15 protein-coding genes are annotated in these 23,612 nt (G+C 49.6%); 5 read left to right on the forward strand and 10 right to left on the reverse strand.

Translation table 11 applies throughout. The annotated features are described in order from the left end of the window. Positions 1–13 precede the first annotated feature (13 nt). The 4 genes from NYE50_RS13160 (at position 14) to NYE50_RS13175 (ending at position 2,063) form a co-directional block, all read left to right on the forward strand. Entirely contained in the window at positions 14–358 is a 345-nt protein-coding gene (locus NYE50_RS13160; RefSeq protein ID WP_007409390.1) for a YolD-like family protein, read from the forward strand. Between the two features lie 100 nt (positions 359–458). Further along, positions 459–665 carry a YqzH family protein gene (locus NYE50_RS13165; RefSeq protein WP_224988756.1) on the forward strand — a complete coding sequence of 69 codons (207 nt, stop codon included), beginning with the start codon at positions 459–461 and terminating at the stop codon, positions 663–665. A 73-nt stretch (positions 666–738) separates the two neighbouring features. Then, on the forward strand, positions 739–1,809 hold the full coding sequence (locus NYE50_RS13170; protein ID WP_129091128.1) for an AI-2E family transporter: 1,071 nt from the start codon (positions 739–741) through the stop codon (positions 1,807–1,809). An 86-nt stretch (positions 1,810–1,895) separates the two neighbouring features. Next, positions 1,896–2,063 (forward strand): DUF4083 family protein, encoded by a 168-nt coding sequence (locus tag NYE50_RS13175; protein WP_017418083.1) that lies wholly within the window; start codon positions 1,896–1,898, stop codon positions 2,061–2,063. A gap of 1 nt (position 2,064) precedes the next feature. Here NYE50_RS13175 and NYE50_RS13180 read toward each other — a convergent pair whose 3' ends face one another. The 5 genes from NYE50_RS13180 to NYE50_RS13200 form a co-directional block, all read right to left on the reverse strand. Continuing rightward, positions 2,065–2,454 carry a VOC family protein gene (locus NYE50_RS13180; RefSeq protein ID WP_117364007.1) on the reverse strand — a complete coding sequence of 130 codons (390 nt, stop codon included), beginning with the start codon at positions 2,452–2,454 and terminating at the stop codon, positions 2,065–2,067. A gap of 24 nt (positions 2,455–2,478) precedes the next feature. Then, positions 2,479–3,438: a type I pantothenate kinase gene (gene coaA, locus NYE50_RS13185; RefSeq protein WP_003153290.1), complete on the reverse strand. Its 960-nt coding sequence runs from the start codon at positions 3,436–3,438 to the stop codon at positions 2,479–2,481. 75 nt (positions 3,439–3,513) lie between these two features. Next, positions 3,514–4,863 (reverse strand): D-serine ammonia-lyase, encoded by a 1,350-nt coding sequence (dsdA, locus tag NYE50_RS13190; RefSeq protein ID WP_224988758.1) that lies wholly within the window; start codon positions 4,861–4,863, stop codon positions 3,514–3,516. A gap of 16 nt (positions 4,864–4,879) precedes the next feature. Next, positions 4,880–5,656, reverse strand: coding sequence for an SDR family NAD(P)-dependent oxidoreductase (locus tag NYE50_RS13195; protein WP_017418085.1), 777 nt, complete (start codon positions 5,654–5,656; stop codon positions 4,880–4,882). Between the two features lie 5 nt (positions 5,657–5,661). Then, positions 5,662–6,621 (reverse strand): MBL fold metallo-hydrolase, encoded by a 960-nt coding sequence (locus tag NYE50_RS13200; protein WP_224988760.1) that lies wholly within the window; start codon positions 6,619–6,621, stop codon positions 5,662–5,664. A gap of 396 nt (positions 6,622–7,017) precedes the next feature. Between NYE50_RS13200 and proC the strand changes: the two genes are divergently transcribed. Further along, on the forward strand, positions 7,018–7,857 hold the full coding sequence (gene proC / locus NYE50_RS13205) for a pyrroline-5-carboxylate reductase (RefSeq protein WP_021494272.1): 840 nt from the start codon (positions 7,018–7,020) through the stop codon (positions 7,855–7,857). A 36-nt stretch (positions 7,858–7,893) separates the two neighbouring features. Here proC and NYE50_RS13210 read toward each other — a convergent pair whose 3' ends face one another. The 5 genes from NYE50_RS13210 to NYE50_RS13230 all read right to left on the reverse strand — a co-directional run bounded on the left by NYE50_RS13210 (position 7,894) and on the right by NYE50_RS13230 (position 23,608). Then, a complete protein-coding gene (locus NYE50_RS13210; protein ID WP_224988762.1) occupies positions 7,894–8,640 on the reverse strand; it encodes a polyketide synthase in 747 nt (248 codons plus the stop codon). A gap of 59 nt (positions 8,641–8,699) precedes the next feature. After that, positions 8,700–9,947 (reverse strand): hydroxymethylglutaryl-CoA synthase family protein, encoded by a 1,248-nt coding sequence (locus NYE50_RS13215; RefSeq protein WP_100261883.1) that lies wholly within the window; start codon positions 9,945–9,947, stop codon positions 8,700–8,702. Between the two features lie 57 nt (positions 9,948–10,004). Continuing rightward, complete coding sequence (locus NYE50_RS13220) at positions 10,005–11,159, reverse strand: cytochrome P450 (RefSeq protein WP_003153276.1); 1,155 nt, start codon at positions 11,157–11,159, stop codon at positions 10,005–10,007. 81 nt (positions 11,160–11,240) lie between these two features. After that, positions 11,241–17,456: a beta-ketoacyl synthase N-terminal-like domain-containing protein gene (locus NYE50_RS13225; RefSeq protein WP_340765076.1), complete on the reverse strand. Its 6,216-nt coding sequence runs from the start codon at positions 17,454–17,456 to the stop codon at positions 11,241–11,243. Further along, positions 17,453–23,608 (reverse strand): type I polyketide synthase, encoded by a 6,156-nt coding sequence (locus tag NYE50_RS13230; RefSeq protein ID WP_224988766.1) that lies wholly within the window; start codon positions 23,606–23,608, stop codon positions 17,453–17,455. The genes NYE50_RS13225 and NYE50_RS13230 overlap by 4 nt, the downstream gene beginning before the upstream one ends. Positions 23,609–23,612 lie beyond the last annotated feature (4 nt).

Here is a 23,612-nt window from a genome sequence, read left to right on the forward strand (position 1 = left end):
TGAGGTGATATACATGAATCCGAACAAATTAACACCCGGGTATAATGTCATGTGGGAATCAAGCCGGATGATGCTGCCCGAACATCGGGAGCAGCTGCTTGCAAAAAAACGAAAAGAACGGGAATTCCGGCCTCCGGAACTGAGCGAAGAGCAACTGAACGACATGAACCGCATCATTGCGGCGTCAATTGAAGAAGACAGGGCCATTTCGGTCACCTACGCTTCCGCACACGGCCCCCGCCGCTTTTGGGGCTGGGTAAAACAAGTGAGGCATGACGAAAAACGTTTAAAAATCATAAACGATGAAGATGCGTTAACGCTGCCGTTTCATCGTATTCTCTCAGCTGAATTGGAATAAAAATCCTACCCCGGCCTGACAGAAAATATGATAGAAGAGTGGGAGGATCACATGATATTTAGTAGAATAAAGATGAATGACAAGAATAGGAGAATATATGATGGATCAATTTATAGAAAAAATGCTGGGACAAGCCCTCCGCCAGTATAGACGGAATGTGTCGACAGATCCGCTGAGCCCCTATGAAAAACAGAGTTTAAAAAAAGCTTTAGAAGAAAGAAGGAATGAAGAACCCGATGAGGATCTCCATGCCCATGTAGAAGATATTATCTACGATTACGTCACCAATCAGGGGCAGTTTTCCTGACACGGACGTTTATGCACCGGGCGATAAGGGAAACGTCCGAGAGTAAACCCTTAAAGATTGCGTGGTGCAGGATATGCCTGTCGGGCCTTATTTCAGGATCGGCTATGCCGTTCTTCTGTTATTTCTCATCATTTATCTCGGAACATTAATAGACTTTTTGTTCCAGCCTGTTGTGATTACGGTTAAAACCTTGTTTCCGCCTATTGTATTATCGGGCGTCCTTTACTATTTGTGCCGCCCGCTCGTCAAAGTGCTGCATGCGAAATTAAAGCTGCCCGAAGGAATCGCGATTTTAGCGATTTATGCGGGAACAGCCGGCCTTTTTGTCCTCTTCCTTTATACGGCGGGCCCTGCCGTTCAAAAACAGTTTACAGCCTTCACAGATCATATTCCGGAGCTTTCCGCAAAAGCTGAAAATTGGATCGGGCATCTTCAGGACAGCAAATGGTTCTCCCGGCTTCAGCATGGGGATTCCTTTAAAAAATTAGCAGACAAAGCCGCAAATTATTCCGGTTCAATCGCTGATTCTCTCAGCAGCCTGGCCGGTACGGCTGCCAATGCCGCCATCACCGCCGCCATTATTCCGTTTGCGCTGTATTACATGTTAAAAGAAGGACACAAAGCCCCCCGGCGACTGCTGCGGCTTCTTCCGGAAAAACATCAAAAAGAAGGAAAACAAATCCTTCAGGACATGGATGAAGCTCTCAGTTCATACATACAAGGACAGCTGCTCGTCAGTTTTTGTGTCGGCGTTCTCGTCACAATCGGCTATTTTATAATCGGGCTCGATTATCCGCTCGTTCTGGGCGCGTTCGCCATGGTGACAAACCTGATTCCGTTTATCGGGCCTTGGATCGGCACATTTCCGGGAGTCATTGTCGGATTGTTCGATTCACCGACCGAGGCGGTGCTGGTGATTACGGTCGTCGTCATTGTCCAGCAGCTTGAAAGCCAGCTGATTTCCCCGCAAATTATGGGACGGAAGCTGGACATTCACCCGCTGACCATTATTTTTCTTCTGCTTGCCGCCGGCAAATTCTCAGGAATTGCCGGGATGCTGCTGGCCATTCCGGGATATGCGGCCGCAAAAGTGGTCATAAGCCACATGCAGAAACTATTCATTCTCAGAAAAACACAAAGCTAGGACTGATTCATCCCCCATGTCTTCACATCGGTCAAAATACAAAAACGGCGGGCTGAAGAAGCCCGCCGCACACGGAGGTAAAAAAGATGAACATCGGTGATATCATTTTTCAATTGATTTCATTTATTGCAGCCGCGGTTTTCCTGTTTGCCGTGATATACGTATTCAGAAGCTTGAACAAGCGCCGCATACAATTGGACAGAATCGAAAAGAAACTCGACGCGCTGCGCGAAGAAAAAAACGAAAAGTTATAGTTCATTCAGAAGCAGGAGCAACGAGCTCCACTTTTATCCGATCCGGGTCCTCCGTGTATACGGCGTAATGCGCGCTTCCGCCTGCATATGGATGGCGGTCCCTGTAAAGCACGGGGCATCCTCTGGCAATCAGCTTTTCTGTCATCTCGTCAACCTGCTCTCTTGATGCAGCATGAAAAGCCAGATGGTTCAGCCCGACCCGGCATCTGTGGTACTCCGGTGTTAAAAAACGCTCCTCTGTCTGTACAAGCACAACATAAAATCCTGCGTTTTTCCAGCTGATGCCGGAGTCCCAATTTTGAAATTCCCTATAACCGAGCTCACCTAAAAACCATCCCCAAAACCGGGCGGAGGCTTTCAAGTCAGATACATACAACTCAATATGATGTATCATAATATTCGCTTCCTCCTCACATCACACCCGCCTTACCAGCACCTCTTCAACTTTATGGCCATCACCTTTTCTCAAAATCAAATCCGATCTGAATTTTGTCGGCAGGATATTTTCATACAGATTCGGACGGTTGACGCTCTCCCAAATGGAGGCGGCCATGGTATCCGCTTCTGCATCAGACAAATCCTTAAATTTATGAAAATAAGAAGCCGGATCCTGAAAAGCGGTTTCTCTTAAGAGGCGGAAACGCTCCAAATACCACGTGAAAATCCGGCTTTCTTCGGCATCCACATAGATCGAAAAATCAAAGAAATCCGATACAAAAATCCGCGGATCTTCCCTGTCGTCCTCTAATGTCGGCGACTGCAGGACATTGATTCCTTCGATAATAACGATATCCGCACCTTCGACAACCTCGACGGCGCCCTCTTCCCTGTCATACGTAAGATGGGAGTATACGGGCGCCTCCACTCTCTCTTTCCCTGACTTTATATCGTTCAGAAATTCAAGCAGCGCTTTCACGTCGTAGCTTTCCGGGAATCCCTTTCTGGACAGAAGGTTTTTTCTTTTTAATTCCGCCGTCGGATACAAGAAACCGTCGGTTGTCACCAGGCTCACCTTCGGCCTGTCCGGCAGACGGGAAAGAAGCTTTTGCAAAATTCTCGCCGTCGTGCTTTTGCCGACGGCGACGCTGCCCGCGATTCCGATGATAAACGGGATTTTCGCTGAATGCGGATGCTTCAGAAACACATTGACATGCTGATTCCGTCTTGCGGCAGACGTGACATGAAGATGGAGCAGGCGCACAAGCGGAATGTAAATCGTTTCTACTTCTTCCACCGACAGGTAGTCATTCAGCCCTTCTACGGCCTTGGCTTCTTCCTCTGAAACGGCAATGGAAAGATGGCCGCCGAATCCGGCCCACGACTCGCGGCTGTGCTGCGTATACAATGTATGTAAGTTCAATTCTTTACTTTTCACAATTCACACCAATCTCTCTGTATGGCTTTCCGATAAAAAAACAAACGCTTACAAAGATTGTAACGGAAAACCGCTTCACTGTCTGCCCATTTTTTTCACAAATGAGGAACCGATCCGGCTGTACTCTTCCATTTCCTCCTCCGGAACCATGCTTCCGCCGGTGCTCCACACAAGGTGCACGGCATTTTCCATCTCAAGCCCCCGCTCTTTTATATACCGGCTTCCGGCTTCGGTCTGAACGACCTTGACGGCTCCGGCCAGTCCGGCGAGTGCAGAGGGTTCAAGGCTCTTATTCTCGGCCGCCCTTAATTGAAAAAGCAGCGAAAAAAGCGTGCCGTCATCGGCGGTATAACAGCCGCTTAGTATAGGCTCCATCAGAGGGCCGGCCAGTCCGGACGGCCTTCCCACCGCAAGTCCGTCGGCGGCTGTTTGATTATCAAGACCGATATCCTGCACGCTGATTCCGTCATGCAAGCCGGAAAACAGTCCTAACAGCATACACGGTGAATGCGTCGGCTCACCGAAAAAAATATGGACATGCTCGCCATAGATCAGCTTTAGCGCAAGCGCGACGCCGCCCGGGCCTCCTCCGACCCCGCACGGCAAATAAACGAAAAGCGGTTCATCTGCATCAGGCTTTATGTTCATTTGATCGAGCGGCTTTTTCACACGGCTTCCCGCAACGGCATACCCCAAAAACAGATCCCGGGAATGCTCATCATCAATAAAATAACAATAAGGGTCCTGCTTCGCCTGCATGCGCCCCTCTTTGACAGCCAGACTGTAGTCTGCTTCATATTCGATGACGCGAACCCCCTTTTCCCGGAGCAGCTCCTTTTTCCACTGCTTTGCGTCACTGGACATATGAACGGTCACACAAAAGCCGAGCTTTGCGCCGATTATGCCGATACTCAGACCTAAATTGCCCGTAGAGCCGACGGCTATAGAGTATTTTGAGAAAAAAGCGGTAAACCGTTCTTCAGTCAATATGCTGTAATCGTCGTCTGCTGAGAGCATTCCCGCTTTTACCGCGAGGTCTTCGGCATGCTTCAGCACTTCATAAATCCCGCCGCGCGCTTTAATAGAACCGGAAATCGGAAGTTCGTCGTCGCATTTCAAAAGCAGACGCCCGGGGAAAGCCTGAGCGGCGCTGTGTTCCAGATGCTTCTTCATTTCATTGACCAAGACAAGCGGAGATTCAATGAGGCCTCCCTCCGCTTCCGTCTCCGGAAAAGCCGACGCGATATAAGGCGCAAACCGGCGCAGCCTTTCTTCCGCTTCGGCAATCTCCTGTTTCCATTCAGCACCATGCTTTACTGGATCATCGGTTTTATGCGGGTTGATCCAAAATACTTCACGCGCCTCCGCCATTTGCCTGACGAAAGGCTCTGCCATCAATGCCTTGTGTATATCCCGGTCGGACATTCCTTTCTCCCCCTTGTTACTTTTTCTTTAATGCGCGGCCGGCCAGTTTTTCTGTAAACGAAGGGAAAAGCTGATACAGCTTCGTCCCGAGGCTCATCCATCGCGGAAGATTCATTTCCCGTTTATCCGTCAGAATCACGGATGTAATGCGCTCTGCCACATGGTCGGCATCAAGCATCCATCTGCCGACGCTTTTCACATAACCGCCCTCTTTATCTGCAATTGTAAAGAAGTCTGTTTTGATCGGACCGGGATTAACCGTTGTCACAGCTACACCCGTACCGGCCAGCTCAAGCCGCAGCGCATTGGAATACCCTAAAACGGCGTGTTTCGTAGCGGAATAAAGGCTTGATTTCGGCGTCGCCAATTTGCCGGCCTGTGAGGCGATATTGATAATATGGCCGCTTTTCGCATGAAGCATCACAGGAAGACAGGCCTTCGTACAGGCGATTAATCCGAAGACGTTGACTTCAAACATTGCCTTCATATCATCCAAAGATGAATCAGCGGCCGTTTCAAAAATGCCGAAGCCGGCGTTGTTGATTAATACGTCAACATGACCGATCAAACGCCTTACGTTTTCAGCCTCTTCTGCATGCCGGACGTCAAACGGAATGACATCACACTGTCCGCCGCGCGCGGTAATCGTCTTTTTCACTTCCTGCAAGCGGTCCTCCCGCCTCGCGGATAAAAAAACATGAGCTCCTTCTGCCGCGCAGGAATATGCAAGCCGTTCTCCGAGTCCGCCGGATGCTCCGGTGATCCAAATCCGCTTATCCGTTAATCTGCCCATTTCCTTCACCCCTTCACAGCTTTAAACATCAGAGTGTTCCCCGACTGAAAGGATACAGCCTTCCCTTCGGCGGCCAGCACGTCAAGATGGCCGATCGTTTCTGACATCGTTAAAAACATTTCATTTTCATAAACAGCCGGAAACAGCCGCCGGCATACCTGGAAAGCCGTCAGCGTTTCCTCTGACAACATGCGCAGCACATATTCCGACCGGTTTCTCTGTTTTTCAAGCCGCCTGTCAAAAGCAGGCTTTACGTCTGTCAGCAGATCGCCGTGTCCCGGATATAAAAAGGACGGGTTTACGTCATACAGCCGCTTCATTGAGTTCAAGTAGTCGAGCATCGGGGCCGCGCGCACGCCCCCCTTTTCCGGAGCTTCCAGAATCGGATTGGTGGAGCTGTTGGACAAAAGCAGATCGCCGCTGAACATTTCACCGCTTTTTTCATGGTAGAGCGCAATGTGAGAAGCGGCATGACCCGGGATTTCGAGCACCGTCCAGCCGTTAAGCCCGTCAATTTTCCCGCCTTCTCCCACTGTTTTCGTTAACGGACGGTTTGCAGAAAATAAGTATGACAGCTTAACTGTTTTATGTATGTCTTCAGGCGTCAGGGGAACGTCCATTTCAGTCATAAGCGACAGGAAAAAGTCCTCCTGCCGGGCGATATACGACTGATCCTGAGTAATGTACCTGTCATTCAGCGGATGCCCGATCACTTCCGTATCATCGGAAAAAAGGTGGAGCAGACCTGAATGATCTGCGTGATGATGAGTGAGCACCACCTGTTCTATATCCGCCGCAGAAACCCCGTGTTCCTTAAGCTGCAATGAGAGCGATTCAGCCGCTTCCTTTGTATTCGGGCCGCAATCAATAAGGGTTAAGGCTTCATCTTTTACTAAATAAACGATAACGTCGCCGACTGCAAACGGAGTCGGCACACGTATCGGAATGATCTTTCTCGCTGCCATGTTTACGCTCCTTCGTTCTTTTCATTCCTGAATAATCATATTTTAGCGTTTTCTTTTCACTGTGTCATTATTGCCGCATATCGGAAAAAAAGATTGACATCCCGCTCTTGCGCATAGCATAATGAACAACAAACTAGAAAACACGGAACGCGATGACGAGGAACTAGTATATAAACAACGGCAGCAGAGAGCAATGTCCCCGGCTGAAAGACATTGCGGCCCTCTTGTTTACAGAACCTGCCCTCAGAGCGGTTAGGAAAACCTAAACGTATCCCCTCGTTACGGGATTTGAGCTGAGCACGGCTGATTCGTGCTAATGTAAGGTGGTACCGCGAAACCTTTTCGTCCTTTTTGACGGGAAGGTTTTTTTGTGTTTTGAGAAGAAGGAGGATTTATATGAAGAAAATCGGTTTTATCGGGGCCGGATCAATGGCGGAAGCAATGGTGAACGGACTGCTGCAAAGCGGAATGACAGCCCCCGGACATATATATATGACAAACCGGTCAAATGACAGCCGGCTTGAAGAGCTCCAAAAAACGTACGGAGTGAAACCGTGCCGGGATAAAGAAGAATTTTTCAGCAATACCGACATTATCGTTCTTGCCTTTAAACCGAAAGATGCGGCAGAAAGCATTGAGAACATTCGCGAATACGTGAAAGATCAGCTTGTGATTTCTGTCATCGCAGGGCTGACGATTCACACGATTCAGCAATATTTCGGCAGAAAGCTCACCATCATCCGGGCGATGCCGAATACATCCGCGGCCATTCAGCAATCGGCGACCGGTTTTTCCGCAAGCTCCGAGGCGAGTGAAGCTGAAATCCGGACGGCAAAAGAGCTTCTGGAAACAATCGGAGAAGCGACGCGCTTTGAAGAAAAACACCTTGATGCCGTCACAGCCATTGCCGGAAGCGGTCCCGCCTATGTGTACCGGTATGTCGAAGCAATGGAAAAAGCCGCCCTTCAAGCCGGCCTGCCGGAAGAAACGGCAAAAGAGCTGATTTTACAAACCATGGCCGGGGCGACGGAAATGCTCAGAACAAGCAGCAAACGGCCTGAACGCCTGCGCAAGGAAATCACAAGCCCGGGCGGCACGACTGAAGCAGGCCTTCGCGCATTAGACGAGCGCCGCTTTGAAGAAGCCATCATGCACTGCATCGCAGAAACCGCAGCCCGGAGCGCCGAAATTAAAGAACAATTCGCAGGCTCCGTTCTGCAAAAGACGGACCAGTGATAAAGCATGGGGCTTCCCATGCTTTTTTCATTCTGTTTAACTGCCGTATAAGCGGCTGATTCTCTCTTTTACTTCTGGAAGATGGAATGTGGCTTCGTGCATGTTCACCTCTTCCTCAACCGCTTTTGTCAGCTCTCTTTTGATCCGTGCGGTCACATTGGTTTTCAGCGCAACCAGTGAGGCTCTCGGTTTATCCGCCAGCAGCCGGGCTAATTCGCGGCCTCTTTGAAGGGCGTCTTTTTTCGGCAGCACTTCAAACGGAACTCCCCGTTTTTCCAGAGCGGCGCCGCTGAAATTCGCGGCTGTAAACAGCAGTTCTTCCCCGAGGACAATTCCCAGTTTTTCAGGCACAATATACGTCGCGCCCATTCCCGGTGTAAATCCGTACTTCATATAATTACAAGAATAAAAACTCTCCCTGCTTAAAATCACGAAATCCGAGCTCAGACCGATCGTAAAGCCGGCTCCGATCGCATGCCCCTGCATGACGGAAATCACGGGAATCCTGCAATCCAATAAAAGACTGTGAAGCTTTAAATCTGTAAATTGGAGCTTTCCGCTCTGAATGGTCAAAAGCCCCTCCTGCGTTCCTCCCGTGCAGAAATAATTTCCGTAACCCGTCAGAAGGACGGTTTTATAGGACGGATGGGCATTGATGTCTTGGAATACCCGGTGCAGCTCTCTGACAAACTCTTCTGACAGCCCGTTTTTCCCGGCCGTATCCTGCATTGTGACCTGCACAATGCCCGGTTCTGTTTCCTGTACATCAATCATTGGGTTCATGTTTATTCTCCGTTTCTTTAAAAATACTCAAGCCTTTCCGGCTCTGAGTGTTTCTGATACTAGGTCGTCCATTCATACTTTCTGTGAAACTCTTTTATTTCAGTCAGCACCAATCGTGTTTTTCCTTGATGCGCATTCGGGATGTCTGCTGCGGGCGCGGCATTTCTTGTGCCGAATTTTACGATGCCGCTGTCTTGGAGCAGCCGGTCGTAATCAGCCATCGATAAACGGACGCGTTCATCCAAATGCCGGCTGATCTGAAATTGATTCTGCCGCGTCCGGCTTTGCGGCATAACGACACCGCTGTAAAATTCAGAGCAGCAGCCCGAACCGTATGAAAAACAGCCGACGCGTTTCGGCGTTTCAAAAGAGCCGTTATCAATCGTGCTGGCAAGAGATAAAAATACGGTGGCCCCCATGATGTTGCCGACGCGCTGGCAGTATTGAATCCCAGGCAGCACGCGTTGCTGAAAATCCGCTTCAATGTCTTGCGGCTTAGCCTTTTCCAATTTTCTCATCATCGTCCGATGCGCTCCTTTTACCATTCCGCCAAACGGAGTATGAAAAGAAAGGTATTGAAATGTATTCTTATAATCCGCCTCGCTCACACGCTTTCGGTATTCCTGAAATGATTTTTCACAGCAGTCCAAATAAGACATGAGCGACAGATCAGCATCCCCCGCTTCACTATCCGGAATCGGGCGGCAGGTATCCATGACTTCATACCCGTAATACCCGCTTGCGCCTTGATCAAGCAAAAAGACATGAGGGGTGCTGCTGACTAAAAGCGCCACAGCTCCCGCCCCCGCACTCGGTTCGGCATAGGACCATTCCTCCGTCAACGCGTCACCGCCTTCAGCCACTAAAAAGCGGGAAATATCCGTTCCGATGATGAGCGCTTTCGCTCCCGGCGATGTTTGCGATAAGATGAAATTCACGCCCATTTGAAACCCGGCCGTTAAAGAATAGCAAGCCTGTTTCACCTCAAATAACCGGCAATTCCGCTTCAGCTGCAAATAATCATGGACGTATGTACTGATGGATTTGCCAAAATCAATCCCGGATTCCGTACAGGTGATGACCATTTCAATCTGATTCCGTTCCTCTTCTGACAGAGAGTCGATAATCGGTTTTGCGGCATTTACGGCGAACGTAATCGGATCTTCAAACGGAAGCGCCACCACTTTTTCTTTCATCAGCAGGTTCTCAAACCTTTTTTTATCCAAGTTCCGATGTTCCGCAAGCTCCATGACGTCTACATACGCGGTTCCGCCAAACACGTTCATTGCTTCGATTCCTACATTCATTTCTCCAAGCCCCCAGAGTAAAGAGGCTTCCTGCGGAAGCCTCTTTTATTTTTTCGTTCAAAACTCAACAAGCAGCCTGTCAACGCCGTGAAATACAGGGCTCGGAACCAGATTCGGCTCTTGATCCTCAGTAAAACGCCATGCGGGCATCTGTTCAAAAAAGTGGGAAAGCGCGATTTTCGCTTCAAGCCGGGCCAGCGGCGCTCCTAAACAATAATGGCTGCCCTGACCGAATGACAGATGCTGATTCGGCTTTCGTCCCAAGTCAATCTGATCGGCATTTTCAAACTTCTTTTCATCTCTGTTCGCCGATCCAATCCACGCATACACTTTTTCTCCGGCCGGAATCGTTTTTCCGCCAATCTCGCTCTCAACCGCAGTGTAGCGGGTTACCCGCTGAATGGAAGGTCTGAGGCGGATGACTTCCTCAATAAAGTCAGGAAGGAGCGCCTTATTTTCAAGCAGCCGGGGCAGAATGTGCGGGAACTCCTTGAGACTGAGAAATGAATTTCCGATCACATTTTCCGTCGTTACGTGCCCCGCGACGATCAACAAGCCGCAAAAACCGATTAATTGCTTGTCTGACAGCGGCTCTCCGTCTAAATCAGCTGAAATTAAATGGCTGATTAAATCATTTTGCGGCTGTTTTCTCCGCTGTAAAATAAACTGCATGAAGTATCCGATCATCTGCTTTTGCACTTCATTCATTTTCTTTTCATCTTTTACATTCTGGCTTTGGTCGACCCAGCTTTTAAAGATATCCCTGTCTTTCGGAGGGAATCCTAGAAGCTCTGCGATCACGATAATCGGAAGCGGAAATGCGTAATCTTCAATAATGTCCATCCTGCCTTTTGAACGGACGGCCTGAAGCAGGTCATCAGCGATAGCGGCTATACGCGGTGCAAGAGACTCAACCGATTTCGGCATGAACGGCTGATTGACCAATTTTCTGAAGACGGTGTGTTCAGGCGGGTCCATTTTCAAAAGGCTGTCTTTGTTAATATGCCGGATCATTTTTTCCTGCTTGTCCGCACTTAAGTATTTATGATCGGAAGAAAAATGACTGTAGTCAGAAATCACCCGCTTCACTTCATCATAGGTGAAGATTTCCCAGCAATCTTCCTTTTCATTGTAATGAACGGGAGAGGTTTCTCTCATCGTTTGGTACCACTTGTACGGCTGCTGCTGTCTGATTTTTGTTAAACTGGTCATTTTCATTCCTCCAAGATGTGATCAAGATTTGAAATGACCCGCCGAAGCTTACGAGTAAACCCGGCGGGCGGATATATGAATTTACGGTCTTGTTTTGGCGGGCTGCTTCAGCATCTCACCATGCACGTTCAGTATCTTTTCCTGCAGCTGCAGGAAGCTGTGTTCTGTCATTCCGTCTGCCGAATATAAAACGCCGCAAAATTCAGAAATCGTTTCGGCTGCGCTGTCTTCACCCAATAACGTCATATGGTTGGATACCGCCACATCCATGATGGCGATGTTTGTCATATGCTCTTCCCACTGGCTCCAATAGTTGACGAAATCAGCGGATAAAATATCAGCCCTGATCGTAAAATACGGATCAAGCTCACCCAAGAAAATACCGTTTTTATTTCGGAAATAATAGCATGTCACCCCGTTCGGATCTGGAAGCGGCAGGAGTTCGTAATCAGTGATTTCGTAAGCGTCCTGAACATTTATATTCTGCCTGATCAGATTTTTCACCAACGCGTCCGTCTTCGTTAACCCCCGCTGTTTGGCTTTTGCGATTAATTGCTCTAAAAATATGTCTTCATGAAGATCGGCATCTAGTTCATCACGATGAATCAAGGTTTCAGAAATGCGTTCCGGATGTTGATAGATTGGTGCAAATAAAGCCATGTTCACCGTCTGCAGCATCATATTTTTATCAAATAATTCATCAGGAATGTTGATTTCCCGCGCACCCGCCGAGTCAAAAGAGTCAAGCATGACGATTGACTCAACGATTTCTCCAGCCAGCTGCAATTGCCGGGTGACTTCATAAGCGAGCATGCCCCCTAATGAATAGCCGCCTACATCGTAAGGACCCCGGTGCTGCACGGTACGTATGAGCTTAACGTAATATTCGGCCATGTTTTTAATGCCGCGGATCGGTTCCCGGTCTGTCATCCACCCTCTTGCCTGAATTCCGTAAAGAGGACGCCCGGTCCGTTCGGCAACAGGCTGGTACAGCTCCACTGCCCCTAACGCGGAATGAAACCAGAAAATCGGTCTTCCCTTTCCACCCGGGTTAAGACAGATCAGTTCGGGCGGTTCTTGATCATCTGTCTCTTCTGATATATCGTTTTGTTTCGTATGTTCCTCATGTACTTCCTCGGTGTCTTTTTCGACAGAACCGGTCAGATACCCGGCTAATGTTGCGATTGTCGGATATTCATAGACCAGATTTGCCGTAATAGACGCTTGATAGGTTTTATTAATGGACTGAACCCATTCCACACCGATAATAGAATCCAGCCCCATCTCAATGAATGCTTCATGCTCATCAATATCTTCCGGCTTCAGAAACAGGATGTCCGCAAGGCTTTCTTTGAGCTCTTTGCGCAAAGTGCCGTCAGAGATGCCGGCAAGGGGCGTTTCTGCTTCCGGGATTTGCGGACGTACCGCTGTTTCCTCCGCTTCAGCATACTCGGGTTTCTTTATTTGCCCCGCTATATATTCCGCAAGCTCCTTAAGCGTCGGGTGTTCATACACCTTATTGGCAGTAACCTCAGTGTGGTGCGTTTTATTTACTGTTTGTATCCATTCAACCCCGATAATGGAGTCAAGCCCCATGTCGATGAAAGGCTCATCAGCATCAATATCTTCTGGTGACAAAAATAAAATATCTGCCAGGCTTATCCTCAATTCTTCAAGCAATGTTCTATTGTCTTCGAAAGCGGCTTTTTCTGGATGCCGGACAGAAAAAGTACAATCCAAAGGCTGTAACACGATCGGTTTTTGCAATGTCTCCGGTTCAAATGCTGTCATTTCGATCTCAGTTAAAGGAGTCAGAGAAATCAGCCCTTCATGTTCAGGCTGCGGCGAAGACGGGAGAACGGTTTGCGTTTCAGACTTTTTCATGGCTTGGCCTGGTAAAGAACTGTTTACATCAGCCGCCCAATACCTTTCTTTTAAAAATGGATAGGCAGGCAGCGGCGTTTTATAATATTTCCCTCCGTCAAAAAGCCGTGTAAAAGGAAGATCATACCCTCTGCAAAAAAGGTCAGCGATATGTGCCAGGCTTTCTCTGTACTGTGCTGGCGAAGCCGCTGAGCGGCACTGTTCAATGCATTCCATTCCGAATGTTTTCATTCCGGCTTCTTCTGCCGGCTTCTGATCCTTCAAATTGGACACAAACACACCCGGAAGCTCTCTTTTTACAAGCCACTCCGATAATACCCGCTTCAGTTCGTCCGCACTGCTTACGATACAGGCAAACCGGTGATGTAAATGCTTTCTGCCGAGCAGGAGCGTATAACTTATATTTCCCAGATCGCTGTCTTTGTTCTTGCTGAGTGAATCCAGCAGGCGTTCTGCCTGAATTTCCAGCTGACGCTCCGTCCGCGCAGATAAAGGAATGAGGCAGGCCGGTTTTGCCGGTGACCGGCGCACGGTTTGCGGCGCCTCTTCAATCACAAGATGGGCATTTGTTCCGCTGAATCCGAATGAACTGATGGCGGCTCTGCGCGGTGCATCCGGGTTCCGTTCCCACGGTATCAGCTTTTCATTCACAAAAAACGGGCTGTCCTCAAATTGAATATGCTGATTGGCTTGGTGAAAATGCAGGGAAGCCGGAATCTGCCGATGCTTCAGCGACAGCAGGATTTTAAACAGTCCGGCCATCCCCGCGGCCGCAGCGGCATGTCCGAGATTGGTTTTCACAGAGCCGATGGCGCAATATCCTTTTTTATCCGTATAGCGGCGGAAAGCGCGCGTTAAGGCGCCGAATTCGATCGGGTCGCCCAGTGCAGTGCCCGTTCCGTGAGCTTCCACCATTTGAATGGTTTCCGGATCAATGTGAAAAGTGTCATAGACATGCCGTTCCAATCGTTCTTGAGATAGCGCGCTTGGAGCGGTGATTCCGTTTGTAGCGCCGTCCTGATTCATTGCAGAGCCTTTTATGACGCCGTACACATGATCTCCGTCACTAACGGCGTCGCTAAGACGTTTCAGCACCACCGCTCCCACGCCTTCACCCGGCACGAACCCGTCCGCGCTTTGATCAAACGTATGGCAGCGTCCGGTCGGTGACAGCATATTCGCCTTATTTGACGACTGATAAAAAGCGGGAGTGGATTGAATGAAAACCCCGCCCGCCACCGCCATTTCCGTTTCTTTCGTCCAAAGCCCCTGACATGCCAAATGAATGGCTGTCAGCGAACTGGAACATGCTGTATCAACAGTGATCGCCGGACCTTGTAAATTAAGGTGATAAGCGATCCTTGCCGGAGTGACGGAATTATGATTGCCCCAAAACGCCTGCGCGGGCCCCTGCTGTTTAAAAATGGCCTGGTAATCTCCGCCGCAGGAGCCGGCATACACGCCGCATTCCCGGCCTCTTACCGAGTCTCCCGCATATCCCGCATCTTCAAGCGCTTTCCATGATTCTTCCAAAAACAGCCGCTGCTGCGGGTCCATATAGGTCGCTTCACGTCCCGATATATGAAAGAAAACGGGGTCAAAACATTCAATGTCCTCTATAAAACTGCCATACTGGCATTGGCTGTCAGAGACATCCCATCTGTCTGCTTTTTTAATCAGATCCCGTCCGGCGGCTAAGTGTTCCCAAAACTCATGGACATTCTCCGATTCAGCAAACCGCCCGCTCATCCCGATAATCGCGATCGGTTCTTTTTCAGGTAACACAGCTGCTGATTTTACTGTATCGGCCGGATCCTTTTGTTCGGGGCGGTACGTCATTTGATACGGCTCAGAAACGCTGATGACGATTTTCCCGATATTTCCGCGGTCATCCAGACAGTGATACGCTTCTTTTATGTCTTCAAAGGAAAAGATTTTTGAGATGACAGGCTGAATGACTCCCTCTTCCGCCAGCCGCTGCAGTTCCAATTGATAGTCCTTGACCTGATCCGGATTTTGAAGGGACAGCTTCCGCAAATCCACGCTGTGAAACGATTGATTGTTATGAAGGACGGACAAGTCGACTGATTTAGCGGATTTCAGCGCAGTCATGGCAATTTCGATATATCTTCCGCCCGGCGCCAGGCAATTCATTCCTTTTTGCATGGCATCACCGGCCAGGGTATTAATGACAACATCCACCCCACGGCCGCCGGTCATTCGCATGATTTCCGTTTCAAAATCTTCTTCTAAATAGCAAATGGTATTGCGGACCCCGAGCGAATGCAAATACTCAATTTTTTTCTGTGATCCGGCCGTGGCATATATTTCCGCGCCGATATGCCGGGCCATTTGCACCGCGATCAGCCCCGTTCCTCCCGTCGCGGTCTGAATTAATATTTTTTCGCCTTTTTTAAGTCCGGCTTTCCGGAAGGCGTCTATCATGGTCACCGCCACGGTGGGAAGAGCGCACGCTTCTTCAAAGGTCAGCCGGGCCGGTTTATGATAGACTTGATGTTCTTTACATGTGATGAGATTCGCCTGAGATCCAAATTCCTCTCCCATGCCGACAATCACTTCATCACCTGGAATGACGGATGTTACATGCCTCCCTGTCTTGATCACGACGCCGCTTGCTTCAAATCCCGGAGTGAACGGATAAGGCGGCATCGTCGGATACAGCCCTCTGACACAAAGCAAGTCTCCGAAGTTTAAAGAAAAGGCGCGGATGGCTATTTGAACTTCGTCATCTTTTGTCTCGGGCACTTCACTGCGGGCAATCGTCAGATCTTCAATGCCGCCCGGACGGTCAATCACAACCCGGAACATTCCCGAGTCATCGGACTTTGCAAAAGAAGGCGGCATACGTTCTTGTTTCGGTTTCTGATAACCGGTTTCCTTTCTTTCCGTCTGCAGAGGTTTTTCAGCAGGCCGTTCTTCCTGAAGCGCCGGGCGGATTTTCGCTCTTTCGGTCTCCAGAGATGAGGCTATGATGGTTTCGTATTCTGCCGAGATATAACCGGTCAGCAGTTTCACATGATAGTAATCAAATAAAATCGTTGTCTGCAGTGTAAGATTCAAACGCTTATTAATCTCGTTAATCACATTGACGGCCAGAATGGAATCAATGCCGTATTCAGAGAAATTCAGTTCTTCCTGAATATCCTCTTCTTTCATTTTTAATACATCGGCAATACTTGTTTTGATGACTGAGCGGACATGGGAAGCGACCGATTCCCCATCAGCCTTAACAGCTTGGTGCTCCTCTGGCGCGCGGCTGCGGGAAACAGGCTGCGCGGGCTTTCGGAAAACTTCGGTCGGGGCGGCGTATGGCTTTCTGCCGTCTCTGATCCCTTGCATCCGGACGAGTCCGTCACTCTCAGCTGCGATAATCTGTTGACCTAAATCATGAGCCTTTTCAGCAGGGAAACAAACAGCTCTGTATCCTTCCGAATGCAGCACATGCTCCCACGATTTTGGATATAAGCCGGGACTTCCCGGAATCCGAAGCTCAGCATCCTCATAGGACCACCACCCGTCAAGCATCCCGAAGGTTAAATGGGTAAAAACAGAACGATCGCTGATTTCGTTTATCAGAATCATCCCGTTGTATTTCAGGAGCGCTTTCAGACGGCGAAGTGTCAAACCGATATTTTTTGTGGCGTGAAGCACATTGGCGGCGATGACAATATCGTAAACACCCGTTTTGATATTTTGTGATTCGCAAGGCTCCTCCGCATTAAACAAGGCTGTTGTCAAATACGGCACATCAGGTCCGTATTCCTGTTCAGCATGCATTAAAAAAGCTTTAGAAACGTCCGTATAACAATATTCCGCAATCTGTTTTGCGAATGGTTTCAGTTTTGTAAACAGCATGGCGCTCGTTCCGCCCGTCCCGGCCCCTACTTCTATCAGCCTGATGCGGGCATCGGGGTGTTCTGTAAGATAAGCTTTCAAGTAAGCGGCCGCGGAATCTGCTAACACTTCATTAAAATAATCCGCGACAGGATTATGCTTATAAACACCTTCAACGAGCCGCATTGATGAATCGGGAAATACGATATCCGTAGCCGGACGTTCCCCTTTTAAAATGGAAGGCATCGCTTTTATCGTCGCCTCAGCCAATTCAGCTTGCGCAAGCTCCCCATTGGGAAGCAGGCGTTTATGGGCATTCCACTCATTCCAGACTGTGCGGCTGTCCGGACGCTGATCCGTGAGGAGGGTGATCGTGTATCCGTCATACGCGATATATCCGTTTTCTTTTAATAGATTCAGGCTTTCTTCCAGCCATCTGCCGTATGTGCCGATCACGCCGGCGCTCCGCATGGATGCTGCAGGTGTAGTGACAGGCTCGCTGAAAAAACCGATTGACTGTAATTGGTAAAAGAGCAGTTTGCAAAGAAGGCTGTTCATATGCGCAACTCCATTTCTCGTTTTAAAGTCTCAAGCCGTTCATTCCCATCCGGATTTTGCCGCTTGACGCTTTCCATAAATGAAGGCTTCGGGCCGGATACAACCGATATTGCATCTTGATCCGTCAGCGCGGCTAAGCCGTGCGGAGCAGCTTTAATGAATGCCGCTTGGCTGAACGGTTCTGATAGTAAGACTTCCAGCGCCTCCATTGCTTCATCGGGTTCAATAGAACCGATCCCTGACGCCTCCATCCGTTTTCTGTAAGACGGGTCTGATACAACGCCCAGACTGCCCCAATATCCCCAATTCATGACTTTCACTTCACAATCAAGCAAGGAAGCGATATGGCGGGCAAAGGCGTCTTGAAATGTACACCCTGCCGCATAGTTGCTTTGCCCGGCATTTTTTGTGAAAGAATTAACGGATGAGAAAAACAGCACAAAATCAAGCGGTTCTCCCTTAAAAGCTTCGATCATTCGGACGCTCGTATTCACCTTAGCTGAATAAGCGTTTCTGAAAGAAGCTTCATCCATATTCGCCATACTTTTGTCGGCAAGCGTTATCGCGGAATGGATGACTCCCGTTATATTGCCGTATTGCTCTCTTACGGAACGGACGGCCGCTTTAAGCGCTGCGGCATCTTGAGCATCAGCCTGTATATAATGCGGCGCGGGGCCTGATTGCGCCAGCCTGTCTATTTTGCTCTGAATCTCCTGATCCTTCGGCCGCCTGCCGATCCATATCATTCGTGCCTTGTAACGGGTGATCATGTATTTGCTCCATGCTTCTCCGATGCCGCCCGCTCCGCCGATGACAGCATAAACGCCGCCTTCTCTGTACGACATACGCGGAGCGGAACTTGTCAGCACTCGGACTGTTTTTTGCTTGTGCCAAGCTCCGTTACGGTACGCAGCAGCATTTCCGTCCGGATCTGGAGGAAGGCGCCAGATGTTTTTCATCTCAGACGAATCACTGCCTTCTTCTGTATCAATCAGCCTGATGTCCCAGTTCGGATATTCTTTTGCCAATGAACCGATCAAACCGTGTACACCTGCATGCTCAGGCTGCGGCAGATCACCCGGATACACGGACTGTGTCTGCCGGGTGACCGCCGTAAAGCTGATGTTTCGGTTTCCATACCCGAGTGACAGCAGCGCTTTGATGAAACGGAAACATTGAATCACCCCATTCTCCTGCTCATCAAGCATTTCCTGACTGACGGATGCGGGTGCGAAACGATCCGGCGCAATCCATAAGAAATGGCGGATATCCTGATACCCGGCTGTCAATTCACGTAATGTTTGCTCGCTTGAATGATCCGGCGTCTCCGCCAGATGGGCGCGGGGCCACATTTTTGCCGCAGCCTTTATGGTATGTCCCGGCTTTCCGATGATCAGCAATTGTTCCTGATCAACCGCTCGACTTTCTTCCAGAGAAAAGAAAGTTTTGTCCCAAACAGGGGCAAGCATCGCTGTCTGAACTTCCTGCCGCTTGCTTTCGGTTTGGTTTGTCTGCCGGACAGCCCGGCAGGAGAAGCCTGTCAATCTCATACAAACAGCGCCGTTTTCATCACATAAATCAATATCCAGCGTCAGCGCTCCGTTATCTGACCGATCGCTCTGTTTGCGGACAAGCGCCCACATCGTTTTCTGAGTCGGCTGAAATATTTCTGCCTGCCTCAGGGAAAACGGCAGCATCGGAGTGTCTCCGGCAGTATCTGAACCGGCACCCAGTGACGCCTGAAACGCGGCATCTAGAAGACTCGGGTGGATGACAAACTGATCGGCGGTACTGTCTGCCGTTTCTGGCAGCGACAGCCGGGCTGCAGCGCCCCTCTCTCCGATCATCAGCTGATCAATTCCTTGATGGCTCGGCCCGTATATCATACCCGCATGCCGGAAAGCCTGATAAACCTCATCAGACGTCATAACCGATTGGCTGCACCCGGACAGCCAGCCCTCTAAGTGAACTGACGGAACCGCTGCTATCTCTCCTGATACCGCGGTGCCTTTACTGTATATAATCCGTTCTCCCCCGGGTTCTTCCGATAGGCTGTAAATCGTAAATTCAATGTCTTCATTTTCCTTAAGGATAAGGCTGATATGGACTTCTACATCCGTCCCCTTATGAACAACAGGCCTCATCCATATGAGATCTTTCAAATACAGTCCTTTACGTCCGTCCGGCACAGCGTATGCGGCACGCTCAACGGCCGCCCTGGCCATTTCGATCACGGCGGCTCCCGGGAGCACCTTATCCCCATTGACTGTGTGGTCAGTGAAAAAGAATTCCCGTCCGGTAAAAACAGAAGTGAATTTCAGCTCCCACAGATCGGATGTGTTTTCATGAAGCAGCGGATGGATCACCGTTTTGCCGTCATCCCGTTTTGAAACCGCCTCGGCTTCATCTTGAATCCAGCATCTGACCTTTGCAAACGGATAGGCGGGAAGACTGATTCTCCGGGGTTTTTGTCCCGAATATAACAAGTTCCAGTCCACATCGATTCCCTGCACCCACATGTTCAGCAAATGACCGTACTTTCTCTTTTTCAGCCATTTGCCCATGGCTTCCTGCAAATCTTCATCAGATTCAAACACAGCCACTGTCTCATGATTTCGCTTCGCCCGCCCCCTGTAAAGATGCGGTGCGTTTTCATTTTCCAAGTACGATCTGAGCTTGTCCTCCAGCTCCTTAAGGGAGTCCGCAATGAAAGCCAGCCGCTCATCCATCGCTTCCCGCCCCGCTTGTAAAGTGTATGCGACATCAAATAAGTCCGGCTTATCCGTATGCTTCTTTTGAAGAAAAGCAAGAAGGCGCTCCGCATATTCTGTCAGACGCTCCCCATTTTTCGCAGACAGCAGAATGACAGCCGGCTCTTGGCTGCTGATTGCTTGTTTTACAGGAGCCTCATATTCTTCAATAATGATATGCGCGTTAGAACCGCCCGCACCAAAGCTGCTGATCCCCGCCCTGAGCGGCTGTTCTTCTCCGTCTGCTGCAATCAGTTTCCAATCTGTTAATTCCCGGCAGACGGAAAACGGCCCTTCGTCAAATTGGATATTCGGATTTAAAACATCCGCATGCAAAGATGGGGCGATTTGTTTGTGCTTCATCTGCAGCAGCACTTTTGTGACAGCGGCGATGCCTGCTGCCGATTCCCCATGTCCGATATTTGATTTGACAGACCCGATGAGACATGTTTCAGGAACATCACCGAATGCATCGGTTAAAGCCCGGATTTCAATCGGATCGCCTAATTTCGTCCCTGTCCCATGCGCTTCCACATAGCTGATCTGGCCCGGAGATACCCCCGCTTCCTGTAAAGCTTGAGAAATGACTTCGCTTTGCGCCTTGGGGTTCGGTACGGTGTAACCGCTCGCTCTCCCGCCGTGATTAATGGCAGCTCCTTTAATGACGCCGTAAATCCGATCTCCGTCTTGTACGGCGTCTTCTAAACGTTTAAGAAGCAGCACCCCGACCCCTTCTGCCGGAATATAGCCGTCACCCCCGGCGCCGAAACTCCCGCAGTGTCCTTTAGATGAGATGAACTGCCCCTGGCTCAGCATGAAGTACTTGTTAGGATGAACGGTGAGATTCACTCCGCCGGCAAGCGCCGCGCGAATCCGATGATCCCGCAGATCCCGGCACGCCATGTACAATGAAGTCAGCGAACCCGAACACATCGTATCGACCGAAATGCTCGGCCCTTGAAAATCGCAAAAATAGGAGACACGGTTAGCAATGGATGAAATCCCGCCGGGGAGCCCGATATGCCGTCCTTTCACTCCCGCTTCAGCCGCGAATAACGGGTATTCCTGATACATGACTCCGGCATACACACCTACCTGACGGCCCAGTTCAGGTGATGTCCTCGTATATCCCGCATCCTCCATGGCCATCCACGCATGCATCAAAAACAGCCGTTCCTGAGGATCAAGGTGTTCCGCTTCACGAGGGGAAATCTTAAAGAACTCAGGATCAAAATCGGCGATCCCGTCAATAAATCCGCCCCATTTGCTGTAGATCGCTCCCGGCGCCGTCCGGTCCTCGGAAAAGTAATGTTCCCATTTCCAGCGATCTTTCGGAATTTCGGTAATACAATCCTTTCCTTGTTTGAGATTATCCCAAAACGCATGGATATCATCGGCCTGCGGATACTTGCCGGAAACCCCGACAATGGCAATATCCAGCGGGTTTCCTTTCGTTTTCTGACGGCTTTGATTCCCGGACGGGGCAAAAGACGCATTTTCAAGCCGATTTGGCTGAAGCACTTCTTTCACAGACGCGTTTTTCAATTCCGCCAGCTGTTCCCCGGTATGACTGAGGACTGCGACATCAAATGAGAGAAACCCGTCTTTTTTATGTTTGATTGTATTCACCACATAGACGGTATCAGACATGACAGGTCCGTAAAGCGTCAGCCTCTCAATCATGAGCGGGACGTGAATCCGCTTTTTCAGCTGCAATTCTTCTTCACCGAGCGACATATAACATGAATTCAATATAAGCGGGTCAAATGCAAAGTGATGCAGATCGCCTTTTTCTTTTTTTCCTGATAAGTCCAGCTGCAATAAAAAGGAGCTCTCACTCATTTTGTATCCCGCCGTTACCGTTTTCAGCATCGGGCCTATCGTGAAGTCGGCAACCGAATCGTACAGACGGGAAATGACATCCGGTGCTACCTTTTGTGCATGCGCCTTCATTTGTTCAACGTCATATGATTTTTTTACGGGTGCCTCTATACCTCTGCTTATTTCTCCTTCGGCACACGTCTTCCGGCTTTCTTTACCGGAGACAGTGCAGCTTGCGGTAAAGCGTTCGGCACTCTTTTCTGCCGCAAATGAAATGTCAACATGTGCGGCCTCTCCCGGCTCCAGCGTGACGGGCCCGCCCGTAAAACGGATATCTTTCAGCCCGGCGGGATACGTGCCGGAATGAGACGTTCCGGATGCTTCAAGCACCAGACACGGATACACTACACCCATCAGTGCCGGTTTGCCGAAAACCAGATGATCCTGAAGGAATGCTTCATGTTCATAGAAAGTAAATGTCTGACTGCCTGATTGCGTTTCAGAGACCGGTGCTGCATCCGCGACAAGGCCGGATGATTCATCTGTTCCTTTTGTTTTTATGTCTTCAAGCAGTTCGGATATGCTGCTGCACTCAAATAAAAGAGTCGGATTCAGCCGCAGATCAAACGCCTCTTCGATGTCTTTAATAATGGCCAGAAGCTGTGACGATTCAAGACCTAATTCAAAAAACACGGTGTGCGCATCATTTCTTGTGACAGGACGGCCTACGTATGTTGAGAAAATGCGGTATAAGGTTTCCTCCATCTGCTGAACGCCTGGTATCAGCTGCCGGTCTGTCCGCACCTTTTTGGCTGTCAGGCCGAGCAGTGAAGCAATATGCGCACCGCTGAGGTTGTAAAAGTCAATATCCATTTTCACCATTTCAGAAGGCGTGCCGGACTTTTTCGAAATCACCGCGTAACAGCGCTCCGTAACGGTCTCAGCGGCAATAAACGAATCATAATAAATCGGTAAAAACAAACCGGCGCCTGCAGCTGTCTGCAATACGCCGGAGGCCATGGCGGCACCGTCCATCAGCGCGGGATGAAAGAGAGCGCCGGGGAGATTTTCCTGGCATGAATCAGACTGCCGAATATCAAGGAAACATTCCTCTTCATTTGCATAGATCTCTCCCTCCGGCTTCATCAGCCCGTCATGCGACAGTCCGCGGCTTCTCGCGTCTTCGTAAACCGTATGCAAAGAGACTGATGGAAGTGCGGCTTGTTGTTTTTTCTCCCCTGCGTCAAGGCGCCTATCTGATGAGAAGACTCCTTCATGCACCTCCGCTGATAAGAAAACCGTCCCGGAATCCGCCCCGCAAATCGCGGCTGTCCAGAACTCCTTTTCTTTACTGAATATGACACTCACATCAAGCCGCTCTGACCGTTTCACTGATAAAGGATGATAAATGGTCACCCGTTTCAGACAGATGGAACGGAATGAAAGATCAAGGCTTTGCTTTGCCAGCTGATACAGCATATCAATATAGGCCAGACCGGGCATGACAGATTCTCCGTGAACAAGATGGTTTTTCATAATGGGATGTTCTGCCGTCAGGCGCAGATTCACTGTTTTTTTCATGGTT

The organism is Bacillus sp. EU55 (assembly GCF_038005925.1).
Taxonomy (GTDB): domain Bacteria; phylum Bacillota; class Bacilli; order Bacillales; family Bacillaceae; genus Bacillus; species Bacillus velezensis.